Origin of the sequence: Streptococcus thermophilus (genome assembly GCF_010120595.1) — a bacterium.
In the GTDB taxonomy this organism is placed as follows: Bacteria; Bacillota; Bacilli; order Lactobacillales; family Streptococcaceae; genus Streptococcus; species Streptococcus thermophilus.
Window position 1 is genome coordinate 1,462,010 of record NZ_CP038020.1, and the last position, 20,606, is coordinate 1,482,615.

Annotated in this window: 14 protein-coding genes and 3 pseudogenes; 12 read left to right on the top strand and 5 right to left on the bottom strand. The window is 38.3% G+C overall.

What is annotated here, in order from left to right; translation table 11 throughout:
- Positions 1-14: 14 nt before the first annotated feature.
- From E3C75_RS07740 to E3C75_RS07775, 8 genes are all read left to right on the top strand, one after another.
- Entirely contained in the window at positions 15-1,325 is a 1,311-nt protein-coding gene (locus tag E3C75_RS07740) for an RsmF rRNA methyltransferase first C-terminal domain-containing protein (protein ID WP_014608296.1), read from the top strand.
- Between the two features lie 124 nt (positions 1,326-1,449).
- Entirely contained in the window at positions 1,450-2,325 is an 876-nt protein-coding gene (locus E3C75_RS07745; protein WP_133264059.1) for a phosphate ABC transporter substrate-binding protein PstS family protein, read from the top strand.
- Positions 2,326-2,327: 2 nt separating this feature from the next.
- Positions 2,328-3,242, top strand: coding sequence for a phosphate ABC transporter permease subunit PstC (pstC, locus tag E3C75_RS07750; protein WP_011225969.1), 915 nt, complete (start codon positions 2,328-2,330; stop codon positions 3,240-3,242).
- Entirely contained in the window at positions 3,232-4,116 is an 885-nt protein-coding gene (gene pstA, locus E3C75_RS07755) for a phosphate ABC transporter permease PstA (RefSeq protein WP_084828813.1), read from the top strand. Before pstC ends, pstA begins: the two co-directional genes overlap by 11 nt.
- Positions 4,117-4,126: 10 nt before the next feature.
- The gene (pstB, locus tag E3C75_RS07760; protein WP_011681132.1) at positions 4,127-4,930 is read left to right on the top strand and encodes a phosphate ABC transporter ATP-binding protein PstB; all 804 of its coding nucleotides are present in this window, start codon (positions 4,127-4,129) and stop codon (positions 4,928-4,930) included.
- A 12-nt stretch (positions 4,931-4,942) separates the two neighbouring features.
- Positions 4,943-5,701, top strand: coding sequence for a phosphate ABC transporter ATP-binding protein PstB (gene pstB / locus E3C75_RS07765; RefSeq protein WP_011681133.1), 759 nt, complete (start codon positions 4,943-4,945; stop codon positions 5,699-5,701).
- A 27-nt stretch (positions 5,702-5,728) separates the two neighbouring features.
- Entirely contained in the window at positions 5,729-6,382 is a 654-nt protein-coding gene (gene phoU / locus E3C75_RS07770) for a phosphate signaling complex protein PhoU (RefSeq protein ID WP_002950747.1), read from the top strand.
- Between the two features lie 133 nt (positions 6,383-6,515).
- Entirely contained in the window at positions 6,516-9,056 is a 2,541-nt protein-coding gene (locus E3C75_RS07775; RefSeq protein WP_100273638.1) for a M1 family metallopeptidase, read from the top strand.
- A gap of 150 nt (positions 9,057-9,206) precedes the next feature.
- Here E3C75_RS07775 and xerS read toward each other — a convergent pair whose 3' ends face one another.
- Together xerS and lplA are read right to left on the bottom strand one after the other, a co-directional pair.
- A complete protein-coding gene (gene xerS, locus E3C75_RS07780; protein WP_100262476.1) occupies positions 9,207-10,277 on the bottom strand; it encodes a tyrosine recombinase XerS in 1,071 nt (356 codons plus the stop codon).
- Positions 10,278-10,501: 224 nt separating this feature from the next.
- Entirely contained in the window at positions 10,502-11,491 is a 990-nt protein-coding gene (lplA, locus tag E3C75_RS07785) for a lipoate--protein ligase (protein WP_111679598.1), read from the bottom strand.
- Positions 11,492-11,928: 437 nt separating this feature from the next.
- Here lplA and E3C75_RS11710 point away from each other — a divergent pair, with 437 nt between their 5' ends.
- A complete protein-coding gene (locus E3C75_RS11710) occupies positions 11,929-12,207 on the top strand; it encodes a hypothetical protein (protein WP_227972278.1) in 279 nt (92 codons plus the stop codon).
- Between the two features lie 111 nt (positions 12,208-12,318).
- Positions 12,319-12,759: a hypothetical protein gene (locus tag E3C75_RS07795; RefSeq protein ID WP_223899653.1), complete on the top strand. Its 441-nt coding sequence runs from the start codon at positions 12,319-12,321 to the stop codon at positions 12,757-12,759.
- Positions 12,760-12,864: 105 nt separating this feature from the next.
- On the opposite strand, the gene glgP is transcribed toward E3C75_RS07795, so the two are convergent.
- From glgP to E3C75_RS11715, 3 genes and pseudogenes are all read right to left on the bottom strand, one after another.
- Positions 12,865-15,129, bottom strand: coding sequence for a glycogen/starch/alpha-glucan family phosphorylase (gene glgP / locus E3C75_RS07800; RefSeq protein WP_014608303.1), 2,265 nt, complete (start codon positions 15,127-15,129; stop codon positions 12,865-12,867).
- Position 15,130: 1 nt separating this feature from the next.
- The gene (gene malQ / locus E3C75_RS07805) at positions 15,131-16,639 is read right to left on the bottom strand and encodes a 4-alpha-glucanotransferase (protein WP_084828817.1); all 1,509 of its coding nucleotides are present in this window, start codon (positions 16,637-16,639) and stop codon (positions 15,131-15,133) included.
- A 196-nt stretch (positions 16,640-16,835) separates the two neighbouring features.
- Positions 16,836-17,843, bottom strand: a pseudogene (locus tag E3C75_RS11715) (LacI family DNA-binding transcriptional regulator).
- A gap of 148 nt (positions 17,844-17,991) precedes the next feature.
- On the opposite strand from E3C75_RS11715, the pseudogene E3C75_RS07820 reads away from it, so the two are divergent.
- Together E3C75_RS07820 and E3C75_RS07825 are read left to right on the top strand one after the other, a co-directional pair.
- A pseudogene (locus E3C75_RS07820) lies at positions 17,992-19,212 on the top strand (extracellular solute-binding protein).
- A 143-nt stretch (positions 19,213-19,355) separates the two neighbouring features.
- Positions 19,356-20,580 (top strand): annotated as a pseudogene (locus tag E3C75_RS07825) (carbohydrate ABC transporter permease); the annotation flags it as partial.
- Positions 20,581-20,606 lie beyond the last annotated feature (26 nt).

The following is a 20,606-nucleotide window of genomic DNA, read 5'->3' on the forward strand; positions in this document are numbered from 1 at the left end:
ATAGAAAGGAAACTATGAAATTTCCATCAGATTTTATAGAAAAATATAAAGACTTACTTGGTGCTGAAGCGGAGGAATTCTTTACATCTTTTGATCAAGAAGCCGTGTCTGCCTACCGCATTAACCCTCTTAAAAAGCAGCAGAAGGACTATCCTGATCCTATTCCTGGAACACCTTGGGGCCATTACGGTAAAATTTCAGGAAAATCTTCTGACCACGCGACTGGTTTAGTTTATTCTCAAGAACCAGCTGCTCAAATGGTTGCTCAAGTGGCAGCTCCATCAAAAGGAAGCCGTGTTCTAGACTTAGCCGCAGCACCAGGCGGAAAATCCACGCATCTCCTAAGCTATCTGGATAATACAGGTTTACTCGTCAGCAACGAAATCAATTTCAAACGTAGCAAGGTTCTAGTTGAGAATATTGAGCGATTTGGTGCTAAAAATGTTGTTGTGACTAATACGTCAGCTGATAAACTAGCCAAAGTTTTTAAAAATTATTTTGATATGATTGTCTTTGATGGACCATGTTCTGGAGAAGGAATGTTTCGCAAGGACCCTGATGCAATCCAGTATTGGCACAAGGACTATCCTAGTGAACTGGCACAATTGCAGAAGGACATCCTAGCAGATGGTTTGAAGATGTTAGCCCCAGGAGGACAATTAGTTTACTCAACATGTACCTGGTCTCCTGAGGAAAATGAAGGTGTTGTTGCTTGGATTTTAGAGAATTACCCTGACCTTGAATTGGTGGCAATCCCTAAATTGAACGGGATGAGCGATGGGATTGATTTTCCAGAAACGGCTCGAATGTATCCACACCATTTCAAGGGGGAAGGTCAGTTTGTGGCAAAATTCCAGGATAAGCGCATGCCTGAGCAGTCATGCATCAAAGAGGGGAAAACAAACCTCAATAAGGAGCAAAAACAGCTCTGGGATGATTTTGTTAAAAAACACCTTAAGCTACCTCTAGACGGTTTACTACAAGTCTTTGGCGACAACCTCTATCTACTTCCTAGGGGACTACCAGATCTTTCCAAAGTTAAAATCGCACGCAATGGCTTGCATCTTGGCATCTTCAAGAAAAAACGTTTTGAGCCAAGTTTTGCACTTGGAATTGCTTTAACATCGGATGAAGTAGTCTCAAGTATAGAGTTAACTCAAGAACAATTTGCACAGTATGCCTCTGGTAATGTGGTTACACTTGACCAAACGTTAGAAAACGGTTGGTATCAACTTTTGGTAGATGGTAATGGATTTGGCTTTGCTAAGGTTATTGGAAATACTTTAAAAAACTACTATCCTAAGGGTTTAAGATTCCATATTTGAAGCCTGTAATCAAACTTTAACATGACATAATTAACCTAGACTTGGTATAATTAATTTAATGTCTTTTAACAGTATATATTGAAGGCATTGGTTAAATTTTGTGACAACATATCGGAGGATAGAAATGAAAAAAACAAAAGGCCTTGCAGTGATTTTATCACTGGCAATGGCCATGCTAGTCTTAACTGGTTGTGCCTCTTGGATTGACCGTGGTCAGTCCATTAAAGCAGTTGGTTCTACGGCTCTTCAACCCTTAGTAGAAGCAGCATCATATGGTTTCGCTGAAAAGAATCCTGAAATTGTGGTTAACGTCCAAGGGGGCGGTTCTGGTACTGGACTTTCCCAAGTGCAATCAGGTGCTGTTGAAATTGGGAATAGTGACCTTTTCGCTGAGGAAAAATCTGGAATCGATGCCAGTAAGCTCGTAGACTTTCAAGTTGCAGTTGCAGGTATTGCAGTTATCACTAATCAGAAAGTATCCGTTGATAATTTGACAACAGAACAACTTCGTAAAATCTTCACTGGAAAAATCACAAACTGGAAACAGCTTGGTGGACAGGATTTGGAAATTACAATCATTAACCGCGCAGCTAGCTCAGGAACACGCGCAACTTTCGATGCTGTGATTATGGATGGCAAATCACCAATCCGTACCCAGGAGCAAGATTCTAACGGAATGGTTAAGTCAATTGTCGCTCAGACACCAGGTGCTATTTCATACCTATCATTTGCTTACCTTGATGATTCAGTTAAAACATTGAAACTAAATGGATTTGAACCTAATGCGAAAAATGTTGCAACTAACGATTGGCCTATTTGGTCCTACGAGCATATGTATACTAAAGGGAAACCTAATAGCTACACCAAACAATTTTTAGACTACATGTTTAGTGACGAGGTTCAAGAAAATATCGTTAAAAAAATGGGATACATTCCAATTCATACTATGAAAGTTACTAAGGATGCTGACGGCAAGGTTACAAAGAAGAGTGAGGAGTAATCATGAAAAATGAAAAATTGATGAAACAACTAACTTCACCCTCTAAAAATTCACGCCTTGAGAAATTTGGTAAAACAATCACTTTCCTTTGCTTGGCCTTGATTGTTTTCATCGTAGCATTGATTTTACTTTTCGTTGCTCAAAAAGGCTTGGCGACTTTCTTTGTTAATAAAGTCAGCTTAGTCGAGTTTCTCTTTAGTGGCGATTGGTCACCGTCTGAAGGCAAATTCGGGGCTCTGCCAATGATTATAGGGTCATTTTTGGTTACCTTACTTTCAGCCTTGATTGCAACGCCATTTGCCATTGGTGCAGCTATCTTTATGACTGAGATTTCTCCTAAGGGAGCTAAATTCCTACAACCCGCTATTGAACTCTTAGTAGGAATTCCATCTGTTGTTTACGGATTCATTGGTCTGCAAGTCGTGGTTCCATTTGTTCGCTTCATTTTTGGTGGAACAGGGTTTGGTATCCTTTCAGGTACCTTTGTCTTATTCGTCATGATTCTACCAACCGTAACCTTTATGACAACAGATGCACTTCGTGCAGTGCCACGTCATTATCGTGAAGCTAGTCTTGCCATGGGAGCTACTCGCTGGCAAACAATTTGGCGTGTGACACTTAATGCGGCTAAACCGGGTATTTTCACTGCCGTTATCTTTGGTATGGCCCGTGCCTTTGGTGAGGCTCTTGCCGTTCAGATGGTTGTTGGAAATTCCGCAGTTATTCCTACGTCTTTAACGACACCAGCAGCAACGTTGACCTCTGTATTGACTATGGGAATCGGAAATACAGTCATGGGAACTGTTTCAAATAATGTCCTTTGGTCACTTGCCTTGGTGCTCTTATTGATGAGTCTTGGTTTCAATATGTTGGTGAAATTTATCACTCGTGAGAGAAAGAGAAATTATGAACGCTAAAAAAGTCGATAAAATTGCTATCAGCACGCTCTATGTGATTGCTGGCATTATTGTAACAATCCTAGCAGCCTTGATTCTCTATATCTTGGTTCGCGGGATTCCACACATCAGTTGGTCATTCTTGACTAGTATGTCATCATCTCACAAAGCTGGCGGAGGAATTGGAGTTCAACTATACAATTCATTATTTCTGTTGGTTATTACTTTAATTATTTCTGTTCCTCTTTCAATGGGAGCTGGTATCTTCCTATCAGAATATGCCAAAAAAGGCCGGCTCAGCAACTTTGTCCGTACCTGTATTGAAATCCTTTCATCACTGCCTTCAGTGGTGGTCGGACTCTTTGGTTATTTAATTTTTGTTGTACAATTCCAGTACGGATTTTCAATCCTTTCAGGTGCCTTGGCATTGACTGTCTTTAACTTGCCTCAAATGACTCGTACCATTGAAGATAGTTTACGCACAGTTCACCACACTCAACGCGAAGCTGGACTTGCCTTAGGCTTGTCTAGATGGGAAACTATATGTCACGTTGTCATTCCTGAAGCTTTGCCTGGTATTGTGACTGGAATAGTACTTTCCTCTGGACGTATTTTTGGGGAAGCAGCAGCACTTATTTACACAGCAGGACAATCTGCACCAGCGCTTAACTGGAGCAACTGGAATCCGCTTAGCATATCTAGTCCAATATCAATTTTCCGTCAAGCTGAGACACTTGCTGTTCACATCTGGAAGGTCAACTCAGAAGGTACGACACCTGACGCCACTGCAGTGTCTGCTGGTTCAGCAGCAGTGCTTATGATTTTCATCTTGATTTTCAACTTTGGTGCACGTCGTTTAGGAGCTTACCTCCATAAGAAATTAACATCCGCTTAAAGGAGATTTCATGACAAAATACAATTGGGACGAGCGTCATATTATCACCTTCCCAGAGAAGAAGCTCGCTCTTGAAACCAAGGATTTGCATGTCTACTATGGTCAAAAAGAAGCCATCAATGGTATTGATATGCAATTCGAAAAAAATAAAATCACTGCACTCATCGGTCCCTCAGGATGTGGGAAATCAACCTTTCTTCGTAGCCTAAACCGCATGAATGATACTATTGATGTTGCCAAGGTTACTGGACAAATCCTTTATGAAGGAGTTGATGTCAATGCAAGTAATATCAATGTTTATGAAATGCGCAAACACATTGGGATGGTCTTTCAACGTCCAAACCCATTTGCCAAGTCTATCTATAAAAACATCACCTTTGCCCATGAATGTAATGGTGTGAAAGATAAGCAAACTTTGGATGAGATTGTTGAAACATCACTTAAGCAAGCGGGACTTTGGGAACAAGTAAAAGATGACCTTCATAAGTCAGCTTTTACACTCTCTGGTGGTCAGCAACAACGTCTTTGTATCGCAAGGGCTATCGCCGTTAAACCACAGATTCTTCTTATGGATGAGCCAGCAGCTTCATTAGATCCTGTAGCTACTATGCAGCTAGAAGAAACCATGTTTGAGCTGAAAGAAAATTATTCCATTATTATCGTCACACACAATATGCAACAAGCGGCGCGTGCCAGTGATTATACAGCATTTTTCTACCTTGGTGATCTTATCGAATATGATGAAACCAAGAAAATCTTCCAAGATGCTGCTCTACAGTCAACCAGTGACTATGTATCAGGACGCTTTGGATAGAAAGGAGTACTTATGACTGAACCAATCATTTCAATCAATGATTTATCGGTGTATTTCAATAAGAAAAAAGCCATTAATAATGTGACTATGGATTTCTATCCAAATGAAATCACAGCCCTTATCGGGCCATCTGGATCAGGAAAATCAACCTTGCTTCGTTCTATCAACAGAATGGGGGACTTAAACCCTGAATGCACAGTTACTGGTGCAGTTTCCTACAATGGCCACAATGTCTACAGTCCTCGAACAGATACTGTTGAACTCCGTAAGGAAATTGGTATGGTCTTCCAACAACCCAATCCCTTCCCTATGTCTATATATGAGAACGTAGTCTATGGCCTTCGTATCAATGGTATCAAAGATAAGGCAGTTCTTGACAAAGCAGTAGAAGAATCTCTAAAAGGAGCTTCAATCTGGGAGGAGGTTAAGGACCGACTTCATGACTCAGCACTTGGTCTTTCAGGTGGGCAACAACAACGAGTTTGTGTTGCACGGGTACTTGCCACCTCACCAAAGGTGATTCTTCTTGACGAACCAACATCTGCCCTAGACCCTATTTCCGCTGGTAAGATTGAAGAAACACTCTATAAGCTTAAAGATCAATATACATTGTTACTTGTCACACGTTCTATGCAACAGGCAAGCCGTATATCTCAACGAACAGCCTTTTTCCTCGATGGAGAACTTATTGAGTATTCATCAACTAAAGACATGTTCCTTAATCCACAACACAAAGAAACCGAAGATTACATTACCGGTAAGTTAGGTTAAGAAAGGACGGAGTCATTAACAATTATGATGTTACGAACACCCTTTGAAGAAGAATTAGAAAAGCTTCACAACCAATTTTATGCCATGGGTACTGAAGTTGCTGCACAGCTCAAAAAATCTCTGCGTGCCTTTATTAGTCATGACCTTGAATTAGCCAAGGAAGTTATCGAAAACGACGAAATCGTCAATAACTACGAAACCAAACTTGAGAAAAAATCACTTGAACTTATTGCGCTCCAGCAACCTGTATCAAGTGATTTACGTACTGTAATCACTGCATTAAAAGCATCTAGTGACGTCGAACGTATGGGTGACCATGCGGTGGCCATCGCTAAAGCAACCATCCGTATTAAGGGTGAAAGCAGAATGACAGATATTGAAACTGAAATCAAGAAAATGGGAAAAGCCGTCCGCCACATGGTCGAAGAAGCTCTCGAAGTTTACTTGAATGGTGACGAAGAACGTGCTTATGAAATCGCAGCTTCAGACGAGATTATTGATAATTATTTCCGTGATATCCAAGCTATGACAGTAGAAGGTGTCCGCGAAAATCCAGATGCAGCATTTGCTGCCAAAGAGTATATCCAAGTACTCGTGTACCTAGAACGTATTGGTGATTATGCCCGTAATCTTTGTGAATGGGTTGTCTACCTCAAGTCTGGAAAAATCATTGAATTATAGGCAAAGATTAAAATCTATGTTATAATGAGCCTGTATTGAATAATTCAGGCTCATTTCTTTTGTTAAAGTACCTGATATCGAAACAAATATCGGTCTGTTTCGATACGAAAAGTTAGATTAGGAGTATTTATATATGACAGCATCTGTTGCTCGTTTTATCGAAAGTTTCATCCCTGAAAATTACAATCTTTTCTTGGACATTAATCGTTCTGAAAAGACCTTTACAGGGAATGTTGCCATTACAGGTGAAGCCATTGATAATCACATCTCTCTTCACCAAAAAGACCTTACCATTAATTCAGTTCTCTTGGATAATGAATCCTTGAACTTCCAAATGGATGATGCCAATGAGGCTTTTCATATTGAACTTCCAGAAACTGGGGTTCTAACAATTTTCATAGAATTTTCTGGCCGCATCACAGATAATATGACTGGTATTTATCCATCATATTACACTTACAATGGTGAAAAGAAGGAAATTATTTCAACACAGTTTGAATCTCATTTCGCCCGTGAAGCTTTTCCTTCTGTTGATGAACCAGAAGCAAAAGCAACTTTTGATCTTTCATTGAAATTTGACGCTGAAGAGGGCGATACTGCCTTGTCAAACATGCCAGAAATCAATAGCCATTTGCGTGAAGAAACTGGAGTTTGGACATTCGAGACAACACCTCGCATGTCTACATACCTTCTCGCCTTTGGTTTCGGTGCTCTTCATGGTAAAACAGCTAAAACAAAAAATGGCACTGAAGTTGGTGTCTTCGCTACAGTTGCACAAGCAGAAAATAGCGTCGACTTCGCTCTTGATATTGCCGTTCGTGTCATCGAATTCTATGAAGACTACTTCCAAGTCAAGTATCCTATTCCATTATCATACCACCTTGCTCTTCCTGACTTTTCAGCGGGTGCCATGGAAAACTGGGGTCTTGTTACCTATCGTGAAGTTTACCTCCTTGTAGATGAAAATAGCTCAGCTGCAAGCCGTCAACAAGTTGCCCTTGTTGTTGCTCACGAATTAGCTCACCAATGGTTCGGTAACCTTGTTACCATGAAATGGTGGGATGATTTATGGCTTAACGAAAGTTTCGCCAACATGATGGAGTATGTTTCAGTGAATGCTATTGAACCAAGCTGGAACATCTTTGAAGATTTCCAAACAACTGGTGTACCTAATGCTCTTCAACGTGACGCAACAGACGGCGTACAGTCTGTCCACATGGAAGTCAATCATCCAGACGAGATTAACACCCTCTTTGATAGTGCTATTGTTTATGCCAAGGGTAGCCGTCTTATGCATATGCTCCGCCGTTGGTTAGGTGATGAATCCTTTGCCAAAGGGCTTAAAGCTTACTTTGAAAAACACCAATATAACAATACTGTTGGACGTGACCTTTGGAATGCTCTTTCAGATGCATCAGGTAAGGATGTCTCTAGCTTCATGGACACATGGTTAGAGCAACCAGGATACCCAGTGGTTAGTGCAGAAGTTGTTGATGATACGCTTATCCTTAGTCAAAAACAATTCTTCATTGGTGAACATGAAGACAAAGGGCGCCTTTGGGAGATTCCATTGAATACAAACTGGAATGGGCTTCCAGATACACTTTCAGAAGAGCGTATTGAGATTCCAAATTATAGCCAGCTTGCTACTGAAAATAATGGAGTTCTCCGTCTTAATACAGCTAATACAGCACATTACATCACAGACTATCAAGGACAACTCTTGGACAATATCTTAGAAGATTTTGCAAACCTTGATACTGTAAGTAAACTTCAAATCTTACAAGAACGTCGTCTTCTAGCGGAAAGTGGACGTATCTCGTATGCAAGCCTAGTTGGTCTTCTTGATCTTGTCGAAAAAGAAGAAAGCTTCTTGATTTCTCAAGCTAAATCTCAAATCCTTGCTGGTTTGAAACGCTTTATCGATGAAGATACAGAAGCCGAAGTGCATTATAAAGCCTTGGTACGTCGTCAATTCCAAAATGACTTTGAACGCCTTGGTTTCGATGCCAAAGAAGGGGAGTCTGATGAAGATGAAATGGTCCGTCAAACAGCTCTTAGCTACTTGATTGAAGCAGACTATCAACCAACAGTTCTTGCAGCCGCAAATGTTTTCCAAGCCCATAAAGAAAACATAGAAAGCATTCCAGCAAGTATCCGTGGCCTTGTCCTCATCAACCAAATGAAACAAGAAAACAGTCTTTCTCTTGTTGAAGAGTATATTAATGCATACGTGGCAACAAACGACAGTAACTTCCGTCGTCAATTGACCCAAGCACTTTCATATCTTAAAAATCAAGAAGGTCTTGACTACGTACTAGGTCAGCTAAAAGATAAAAACGTTGTTAAACCGCAAGATTTGTATCTCTGGTATATGAACTTCCTCAGCAAATCTTTTGCTCAAGAGACCGTTTGGGACTGGGCTAAAGAAAACTGGGAATGGATTAAAGCAGCTCTTGGTGGCGATATGAGCTTTGATAGTTTTGTTAATATCCCAGCAGGAATCTTTAAAAATCAAGAACGTCTTGACCAATATATTGCATTTTTCGAGCCACAAACAAGTGACAAAGCTTTGGAACGTAATATTTTGATGGGAATTAAAACAATTGCTGCACGCGTAGACTTAATTGAAAAAGAAAAAGCTGCGGTTGAATCAGCTCTTAAAGATTATTAATATAAAAACAAGCTTTCCATGAAGGAGAGTTTGTTTTTATTTACATAATTTTAGTTCTGCTAACAATCGTAAATAAAATTATCATCACATAATTAAATTTATGTATAATAAAAATAATCAACCTAAATCGGAATGGTTTTGATTGGTTAATTATAAATTATCTAGAGCATTTTTTTGCTCATCATTTACAATATGGGTGTAAAGATCAGTGACCTGAGTGGAAGCATGACCAAGTTGATGACTAACTAAAACTTGAGACTTAGTAGCATCATAAAGACGTGTTGCCAAAGTATGACGTAGTTTGTGGGGAGTGACACGAATCTTGAAATCCTGAGAATACTTAGCAACCATTTTTTCGATACTTGAAGCATCAATACGGTTGGGAACGCCTCGATATTCTGTTAAAAATAGAGCAACATCTTGCTTTTCAGCCTTATAGCGTTTATTACGTATGCTAAGATAGTTTTCAAGATAGGGTCTTGCAAAACTCGCCACATTAACTGAGTCCCGTTGACCACCTTTTCGAGTAACGTCAATAACCATCATTTTTAAATTGATATCTTTAAGGTCCAGATTTACAGCCTCAGAGAGTCGAACGCCTGAAGACAGCAGCAGGGCAATGATGGCTAAATCTCGCTCTTTATTCTTATAAAACGAAGATTTCGCACGATTTGAGAGCTTGACTTCGTATTCATTTTCTACATAATCAAGGAACTTCATGGTTTCATCGCCTAGAAAAAGTTTTTGTTTGATATTCTCAGCACGTGCAGCCAAGGTCTCTTTCTTTTTCTTAGTCGAAATTTTTTTCATGACGTTACGATAGAAATATGGTTCACCATCAGGTCCCTCGACCTCCTCAGTTAAATACTTATAGAGACTAGATAGAGCTGAAAGCGTACGATTAATAGTTGTTTGAGAGACACCCTGTTTCTTTGAATAGGTATTTAAAGATGGACGTTCACGTAGATAGAGGACAAACGATTCCATATCTTTTTTAGTTAGATTCTCCAAGGTTTTGATATGAATTGAGGCAATATCATCAGTATCTGAAATACCTGAGTCAATTAACCAGTTAAAAAAGCGTTTATATTCCTTGAGATATTCATATAAGGTCGTGAAAGAATACGGTACCGCTAGTTTAGATTGATAATACTCCAAAACAAACCAAGGCATAAGAGATTTGTATTCTTCAATTTTTTCTAGTAAGAGTTCACGTTTCATTAATCTTATTCTCCATAATTACTTAAATTACTTAATAGAAGTATATCACACCCTTATATTTCTTTCAAGAAAATTACAGTTTTTCAGAAAGATGTTACGAGGTGTTCTTCTCTTATGGGCTTTTTAGGTTTGCTGCCCTATGCTATTAAAAACTTACTAATCAACTACAATAATTTACGCATACAAAAACAACCTGGAGTTTACCAGATTGTTTTAAACAATGATTAAGCTACGATAGCTTTTGCAACCTCCTCAGTTGTCATGCGTGAGAAATAAAGCGTTGTGTCAATGGTTTTGAGTTTTGCCAGGACATATTCGTACTCGTAAGGTACACCGACCAAAAGTTCTTCAATATCAGATACATCGCCAATACCAAAGAAATCTCCGTAAATCTTAACAGATTTAATAATTGAATTTTCAACATTTGCATAGGTAGAAATCTTACCAGCTGGGTAACGGACATCACGTTCTACCGTGTATTCTGGAGATTGGCCATATGTCCAGTCCCATGTATTGAATTGTTTCTCATAAGACTCTTGAATCTTAGCCAAATCGTCTTCAGAAAGGACATATTCGGTCATTTCTGGGTAGAATTCTTTCATTTTTTCCAAGATCTTATCTGAGAATTCATTTACAGTGCATTTTTCTGGCAATTCGTCTACAATGTTAGTCACACGAGCACGTACAGACTTAACGCCTTTAGATTCAACTTTGTCTTTGCTGACTTTAAGGGCTTGACCAAGAACGGACATATCAACGTCAAAGAGTAAGCAACCATGGTGCATCATACGACCTTTATAGTAGGCTTGGGCATTTCCGCAAAATTTTTTACCATCGATCTCAAGATCGTTACGGCCAGTAAATTCAGCCTTAACGCCCAAATCAGCAAGTGTTGCGATTACCGGTTGAGAGAATGTCTTAAAGTCAAATGCGCCTTCATCTGCCTTATTTGAGATGATAGTATAGTTGAGGTTGTTCAAATCGTGATAAACAGCACCACCACCAGATAAACGACGAACGACCTTAATATCATGAGCATCAGTATATTCTTTGTTAATCTCTTGAATGGTATTTTGGTGTTTACCAACAATGATAGCTGGACGGTTAATCCAGAGAATGAACAATTCATCTTCATCTACCAATTCACGAAAGGCATAGGCTTCCAAAGCAATATTATAGGCAGGATCATTTGATGTGTTTACGATATATTTCATGATGTCTCCTCTTGTAATGTGGTACCTATATTATAATGGAAAACGGTGACAAAGTACACGAAGATGGCTTGAGAGCAATTATTTTCATGATATAATAGTAAAAACATGGGAGTTAGGGATGATAAAGTAATTTTGTAGGTTTTGTAGGTATTGTAAAAGACTGAAAATCATACTAGCGCTTCTTCTTATGGCTTGTATAGGTCTTCTTCTTTTTAACGGTTACAATAGAGCTTTTAGACCTTATCTCTATGATAAGAGCAATTACTATTACAAGGCTTATCATTACAAGGTCAAGAAGATAAAACCTCAAAAGAAAATTGTCAAAGATATAGAGATTGAAGTTCTACACTTTGGAAAAGACGATTTCCCTGATAATCTCTCTACATATAAGGACAGCCATTATACTGACAAAGGAATTGATCCGAGAAGGCTTTTTTTTGCATATCACTTTTACAGATAATACCAATATGACTTTACCATTTGGACAGGTGACTTCCACTGAAAACTATTCTGAACGTTATGAAAACAATTTCGATTATAAAGTTTTTGAAGTCGGTCTAGGCTTTGATAAAGAATGGTTTTCTAATGCAGAGAATTACAAACAAATGATTCAGCGTTTCCCTGGATTACATGATAAAACAATAGATACCGACTTCGAATTGTACCTAAGAGATTTTCTCTTTTTGATAGTCCCTGGAGAGATTTTCTCTTTTTGATAGTCCCTGGCGATACCCTATATCAAACTGGAGCTGTAAAAGATGGTGTAAGTGAATACAACTTTCAGTTGAAAAATCCTAAGTCAGAAAAAATGAAAAGTTATATTATCTATGGAAATGAAGGAGACATTTCAATATGGGATTGGGAGGCTTCCCTTTGTTACCTTTGATAAGGATGATGCTAGTAAAGAAAGAACTAAAGAAAGAATTCAGGACTTCTTCGATGACTACGATATTAGAGAATATGGTAATCTTTGGGATGAAAGATACAATATAACAACATTTCCTCGCTTAAATGATTTTAGAGGAGATGGCTATAATTTTTATAAGATGGTCTTTTACTCAGATGAATTTACATATTTTCCACTTAGTCTTGATTTAACAGGTAAGAGCGAGAATTTTAAGATTACTATTACGGATTCTTACCTAGAAGAAGAATCTAGAACAACAAAAGACGAAATCCATTATCTAAAATACTCTAAGTCTAATACTTACGATTCATCAAATAAAGAAGCATATATTAATGATATACTAAATTATCATGCGAAATAACATAATCTTATTTATGTAAACACGGTTAATTATCCTATTGGCTGTGTTTTTTCATGCAAAAAAACAAGACCATTTCTGATCTTGTTTTCCTTCTATGCAACTAGGCTAATATTTTGTGTGCCAGATATCTTTGTCATATTGTTCGATTGTACGGTCAGATGAGAAGAATCCTGCTTTAGCAATGTTGTAAACAACTTTCTTGTTCCATGCATCTTGATCTTCGTAAGCTGCGTATACTTCTTCTTTCTTCTCGATGTATTCGGCCAAGTCAATCAATGTCATGAACCAGTCTTTAGAGATAAGTTCTTTGTAAAGACGTTCCAAACGTTCTTTATCCCCAACTTTTACAAGGTCCTCGCTTACGATAAAATCAACAGCTGCTTTGATGTTAGCATCATTTTCGTAGTAATCACGTGATACGTAACCTTCTTTTTTATAAAGGTCAATGATTGTATCAGAGTCTTTACCGAATATGAAGATGTTTTCTGGTCCTACCAATTTAGCAATCTCAACGTTGGCACCATCCATTGTACCAAGTGTAAGGGCACCATTAAGCATTAATTTCATGTTACCTGTACCTGAAGCTTCTTTAGAAGCCAATGAGATTTGTTCTGAAATATCTGTCGCTGGGATAAGGTGTTCAGCAACTGTTACGTTGTAGTTCTCAACCAAGTGGACGTTGAGGTATTTGCTTACTTTTGGATCATTATTAATGAGTTCAGAAAGTGATAAGATCAAGTGAATGATGTCTTGAGCAATAACATAGGCAGGAGCTGCTTTACCACCAAAGATGATTGTGATTTTACGTTTTGGAAGGTTTCCTTTTTTGATTTCCAAGTATTTGTGGATGACATACAAAGCGTTCATTTGTTGACGTTTGTATTCGTGGAAACGTTTGATTTGTGTATCGATGATTGAATTTTCGTCAAGATCAATACCTTTATTGGATTTAAGATAACGTTTAAGAGCTAATTTGTTATCATATTTGATTTGAGACAAACGTTTGTGTACTGCAGGATCATCTGCAAAGGCAGCTAATTTCTCCAATTGAGTGGCATCAGTAAGGTAATCATCACCAATTAACTCTTTTATGTAATCAGCAAGTTCTTGGTTAGCGAATTCCAACCAACGACGGAATGAAATACCGTTTGTTTTGTTGTTGAAACGTTCTGGGTAAAGGTCGTAGAAAGGTTTCAACTCTGATGTCTTAAGGATTTCTGTGTGAAGCTTTGCAACACCGTTTACGCTTGTAGAGAAGTGGATATCCATGCGGGCCATGTGAACACGGTTGTGTTCGTCAATAATTTGAACACGTGGATCATCGAATTTGCCACGAACGATGGCATCCAATTTCTTGATGATAACAACAAGGTGTGGAACAACTTCTTCAAGATAGTCAAGAGGCCATTTTTCAAGAGCTTCAGCCAAGATAGTGTGGTTTGTGTAACCTACCATTTTGCTCACGATTGCTACTGCTTCATCAAATTCAAATCCATGTTTTTCTGTCAAAAGACGAATCAATTCAGGGATAACCATTGATGGGTGAGTATCGTTGATTTGTACGAAAGCGTAATCTGGAAGATCGTGAAGGTTAGAACCACGTTCGATAGCTTCGTCAATCAAAAGTTGAGCAGCGTTTGACACCATGAAGTATTGTTGGTAGATACGCAAGAGCTCACCTTTACGAGTTGAATCATCTGGGTAAAGGAAGAGTGTCAAGTTCTTTTGAATTTCATCTTGATCAAAAGTGATTCCTTTTTCAATTAAACCATAGTCCAAACCATTGATATCGAAGAGGTTAAGGTAGTTCTTAGTTTCTTTCTTGTAACCCAAGACATCCAAACGGTCCAAACGAGATTTCAAAGTGAAGTTTTTGAATGGGACATCGTAAGAGATGTCAGTTGGAACCAACCATGATTGATCTTCAATCCAGTAATCTGGTTCAGCATATTGTTTGTTATCTTTGAAGACTTGTTTGAAAAGACCACAGTGGTATTTAAGACCGACACCTTCACCGTTAATGCCAAGTGTTGACATAGAATCTATGAAACATGCAGCCAAGCGTCCCAAACCACCGTTACCAAGAGATGGTTCTGGTTCAATATCTTCGATTTCACTGATTGATTTTCCGGCAGCAGCTAATTCAGCTTTCACATCTTTATAGATACCCAAGTTAATCAAGTTATTAGACAAAAGTTTACCAATCAAGAACTCAGCTGAGATGTAGTAAACTTTACGTTTACTATCATTTTTAGGTTTTGAAGCAGCTGCTTCTTTTACAAATTCTAACAAAAGGTAGTAGATTTCTTCGTTTGAAAGTTCTTTAAGGTTTTTATTTTTCGCTTCAACGTAATTTGTAAATGTAGACATTTTATTTATTTCCTCGATTTCCTCGATTATATCTTTCTGTAATATCAGTCAAAAATTCTTTTTTATCAACGGTGATTTCACCTGGAAGCATACGCCATCTCCAGTTTCCTCCAACTGTGTTAGGGATGTTTTTACGGCTATTTTCATTTTTATCAAGAATATCTTGCATAGTCACAATAGCTGTGTTACTTACTGTTGCGAAGAGTGTGCGAAGAAGGGCACGTGTGATTGGTTCACCTTGACGACGGTTGATATAAGCATCAGTGTAATCACGTTGCTCTTGTGTCAAGTTATTATACCAACCATTAGTAACTTCATTATCATGTGTACCAGTGTAAGCCACTGAGTGTTGTGTGTATGCGTGTGGAACATAAATGCTGTTACCAGTGGTATCATAGAAACCAAAGTGAAGAATCTTCATTCCTGGGTAACCACAGTCTGCAAGAAGTTTACGTGTCTTATCATCAATATTACCAAGGTCTTCGGCAATAATCTTAAGATCACCCAACTCTTCTTTAACCACTTTGAAGAGGTCATAACCAGGTCCTGGAACCCATTTACCATTTTCAGCAGTTTCATCTCCAGCAGGAATTTCCCAGAAATCAGAGAAACCTTTGAAGTGGTCGATACGCAAGCAATCAAAAAGTTTGAATGATTTTTGAATACGGAAGACCCACCAAGCATAGTTTTCTGCTTTGTGTTTATTCCAATCATAAATTGGATTCCCCCAAAGTTGTCCTGTTGGTGAGAAGTTATCTGGTGGAACTCCGGCAATGTAACGTGGCTTACATTCAGCATCTAATTTGAAGAGGTGTGGTTGAGTCCAGACTTCCACACTATCAGCTGAAACGTAGATTGGCATATCACCAATAATTTGAATACCGTTCTTATTAGCATAGGCTTTCAACTCTGCCCATTGGCTAAAGAAGAGGTATTGCACAACTTGATGGTATGTGATAACACCAGTAAGTTCTTTGCGAAGCTTTTCAAGAGTTGCTTCATCACGTTTAATCGCTTTTTTATCATCCCAATCTTGAAGGGCTTTGTTACCAAAGTATTCTTTGATAGCCATGAAGTCAGCATAATCTGCCAACCAGTTAGCATTTTCAGCTTTGAAAGTTTCAAACTTCTTAGCTTCGTTTTCATCTGCCAAGATTGCTTTGACTGCTTTTTCAAGAAGTGGGCGTCGTGCTTCGTAAACTTTAGCGTAGTCGATAAACTCTGGATCTGAACCAAAATCAGAACCTTCAACATCTGCTTCAGTCAGGAATCCGTCACGAATAAGGAAATCCAAATCGATAAAGTGAGTATTTCCCGCTATTGCTGAGAATGATTGGTAAGGTGAATCTCCATAACTTGTAGTAGTCAATGGCAAAATTTGCCAGTATGTTTGCTTTGTTTCTTTCAAGAAATCAACAAAGTCGTAGGCTGCTTGACCGAAAGATCCGATTCCGTAGTCACCTGGAAGTGATGTGATGTGCATTAAAACACCGCTTGCTCGTATGTTCATAAAGTTTACCTCAAATTATTTTTTATACTAGCGATTATAATGCAAACGGTTGCACGTGTCAAGAATTTAGTGCTCTGGATTTTCTGAAAAACGATTGTCGATTTTCTGAAAAACGATTGTCTAGGTAATAAAAAATGGTTGGTAACTTAAGTTACCAACCAAAGTTACCAACCAAAAGTAAATATTTAAACCTTTTTTATCCCATTGAGACACTTTCTCTTTCAATGAGTCTAAATGGAACTGTTATTTTCTGTGCCTTAGTTTGAGGATTTTTAAGAAGATCCAATAGCCTTTGGACGCTTTCCTTACCCAATTCTTTAATATTAATGTCATAGGTAGTTAGGAAAGGGTGCATGATTTCAGCAAAAATTGAATTATTGAAAGAGATAATGGCGTAATCTTCTGGAATTCTGATTCCCTGATTATTTAACCAGTGTATGAACCGTAGGGCAATCAAGTTATCTTTAACTATTAAGGCAGTCAGCAGTCAGTTGATAAGATTGCAAGCTCTCTTTCAATGAATCAATGACTCTAGATGAAAAAACAAGTTCTGGATAAGTTTCTAAATTAAATTCGTTAGTCGCTTCAATATATCCTTGATAATGTTCTTGACCTACTTGACCAAAAAGATCATCTGTTACAAAACTAATTTTTTGGTGACCTTTAGCCCTTAAAAAATTAACAGCTTCTTGTCCAAGTTCTTTATTATCATTATCGATATAGGTTACTTTATCATTGTTATCAACTACTGCTCCAACAACTACAGAAGGAACTTTTTCTTTCAATAGGTAGTCTTTAACCGGATCGTTTGTTTCTGAATAGAGAATAATAAAGCCATCAGCTCGTTTTTGACGATACATGAGCTCGACCTGTTTAACTAATTCTTCAAGTGTGGACCCGTAGCAATACTAACAACTTGAGAGTTAGAACTAGCTTCTTCATTAATGGCTGTTATAATCTCCATATAGAAGGGTTGGCTAATATTTTCACGGTCTGTTAAAGGAGGAAGAACAACACCTAAACTATGTGTTAAGCCTGTTGCCAATATTTGTGCTGCTGAGTTTGGTACATAACCTAATTCATCCATAGCCGCTCTTACTTTAGCTTTAGTTTCTTTTGATATAGACGGATTATCCTTTAAGGTCCTGCTTACTGTTGATGGGCTGACACCAGCCCTCCTGGCAACATCTTTAATTGTAGCCATCATTTCCCTCTCATTCTCATAAATATTTCTTTATAGTCGTAAAATACAAGAATAATTATAAAAAAATAATTATAAACAAAATACTTGATATATTATGATAACGGTTTCATAATGTATGCCATAAAATAAATTTCTGGAGGGAATAGAGATGAAAAAATGGCAAAAGGTATTACTTGGTAGTGCTGGACTTCTTGTGGCTGGTTCGCTTTTAGTAGCGTGTGGCTCAAGCTCAAGCAAGAACTCAAGTTCGAATAGTAAGACTTTGAAACTTTGGATTCCAACTGGTGCCAAGAAATCTTATTCAGATACAGTAGCATAATTTGAAAAGAAATCTGGCTACAAAGTTGACATGGTTGAAATGGCAGATTCAAACGCTCAAGAAAACCTGACTAAAGATGCTTCTACTGCTGCAGATGTCTTCTCACTTCCACATGACCAACTCGGTAAGTTGGTAGATGCTGGAGCTATCCAAGAAATTTCAGAGAAATACTCAAAAGAAATTGCTGAGCAAGATACTGAGCAAGCTGCTTTAGGTGCTCAATACAAAGGTAAAACTTACGCCTTCCCATATGGTATCGAAACACAAGTTACTTACTACAACAAGTCTAAGCTTAATGAAGAAGATGTTAAATCATATGAAACAATCACTAAAGAAGTTGATCCTTATGTAACTGCTCCTCTCTTCCTTTCAGTTGGCAACACACTCTTTGGTCCAAAGGGTGAAGATCCAAAAGAGACTAACTGGGGTAACGAGGCTGGTGTCAACGTTCTTAAATTCATCGCAGCTCAAAAAGACAGCAAAGGATTCGTAAATGTCGATTCATCTAACATGATGGCTAAATTCGGAGATGGTTCAGTTGATGCATTCCAATCAGGACCATGGGACTACGCAGCTGCTGCTAAAGTTGTTGGTAAAGACAATCTTGGTATCGCTGTGTATCCAACAGTTAACATCGGTAGCCAAGATGTTCAACAAAAAGCCTTCTTGGGTGTAAAACTTTACGCAGTAAACCAAACACCATCTAATGGTAACGTTGAACGTATCGTTGCTTCTTACCAATTGGCACAAGCTTTGACAAGCAAAGACAGTCAATCTAACCAATTCACTAATCATGACCGTCACATCATCCCTGCTAATAAAGAAGTTCAAGCTTCTGAAGCAGTTCAAAATGATGCACTTGCACAAGCTGTAATTACTATGGGTTCATCTGAGAAATACACAACTGTTATGCCTAAACTTCGTCAAATGTCAGTCTTCTGGACTGAAAGTGCTCCTCTTATGAGTGACGCTTATAACGGTAAAATCAAGGAAAACCAATTCCTTACTAGATTACAACAATTTGATAAAGCTTTGGCAGCAGCTAAATAAGAATCCTAACATTAAAAGGTAAAGAGGCAGTTAAAGTTTCTAACCTCTTTCTATTTTATTTGTAGACAAAATAGAAACCATCACTAATCACACATTTATCTGAGGAGATATCTATATCACAAACAATCTACGACACAACTCCTATGCGTCAGGTCTTCAAAGAAGGTACATGGGATGTTAAATTATCCTTTCTGGTAATGGGAATGGCAAACTTGGTCAACAAACAGTTTACCAAGGGATTGCTCTTCCTCCTTTCTGAGATTGCCTTTTTAGCGGCATTTGTTATCCAAATTATTCCTGCACTTCAAGGGATGATTAGCTTAGGAACTAAAGAACAGGGTGAGGCTGTTAAGGAAGTTAATGGTGTTAAACTTACTGTTCAGGTTGCTGGAGACAACTCTATGTTCTTGTTGATTTTTGGACTTGCGTCATTAATCTTCTGTGCTGTCTTCGTTTATATTTACTGGTGTAACCTTAAGAGTGCTCGACATCTCATGGCTCTTAAACAATCGGGTCGCAAGGTGCCGAACTTTATCGAGGACTTCAAGACCTTGGCTGACGGTCGTTTTCACATGGGGCTTATGACTGTCCCTTTGATTGGGGTTTTGTTCTTCACAATCTTGCCTTTGATCTATATGCTAAAGGTGTTCTCAATGGCGTTACATCTGGTTTTGTTCTTCACAATCTTGCCTTTGATCTATATGGTCTGTTTGGCCTTTACTAACTTTGACCACAATCACCCAGCCCCTAAATCACTCTTCGACTGGGTTGGCTTCGCAACTTTTGGTCAAGTTTTAGAAGGTCGTATGGCTGGTACTTTCTTCCTACTTTTGACTTGGACCTTGATTTGGGCAGTTGCCGCAACAGCAACTACTTTCTTCTTTGGTATTGTCCTTGCCCTCTTGATTAATACTAAGGGGCTTAAATTCAAGAAAGTATGGCTTACTCTATTCGTTATTACTATCGCCGTTCCTCAATTTGTATCACTACTTTTGATGCGTAACTTCCTTAACGACGATGGCCCTTTGAATGGTGTACTTCAAACCTTTCATATCACTAATGGACCTCTTCCATTCTTGACTGACCCATTGTGGGCTAAGTTCTCTATTATCTTTGTTAATATGTGGATTGGTATTCCATTTACAATGTTGGTCGCAACTGGTATCATCATGAACTTTCCAACTGAGCAAATTGAAGCAGCTGAAATTGATGGAGCAAGTAAATTCCAAATTTTCAAGAATATCACTTTCCCACAAATTCTCTTGATTATGACTCCTTCTTTGATTCAACAATTCATCGGTAATATCAATAACTTCAACGTAATCTACTTCCTTACTGGTGGTGGACCTACTAACTCTGATTACTATGGCTCTATAATTTCTGTAGTGGGTAAA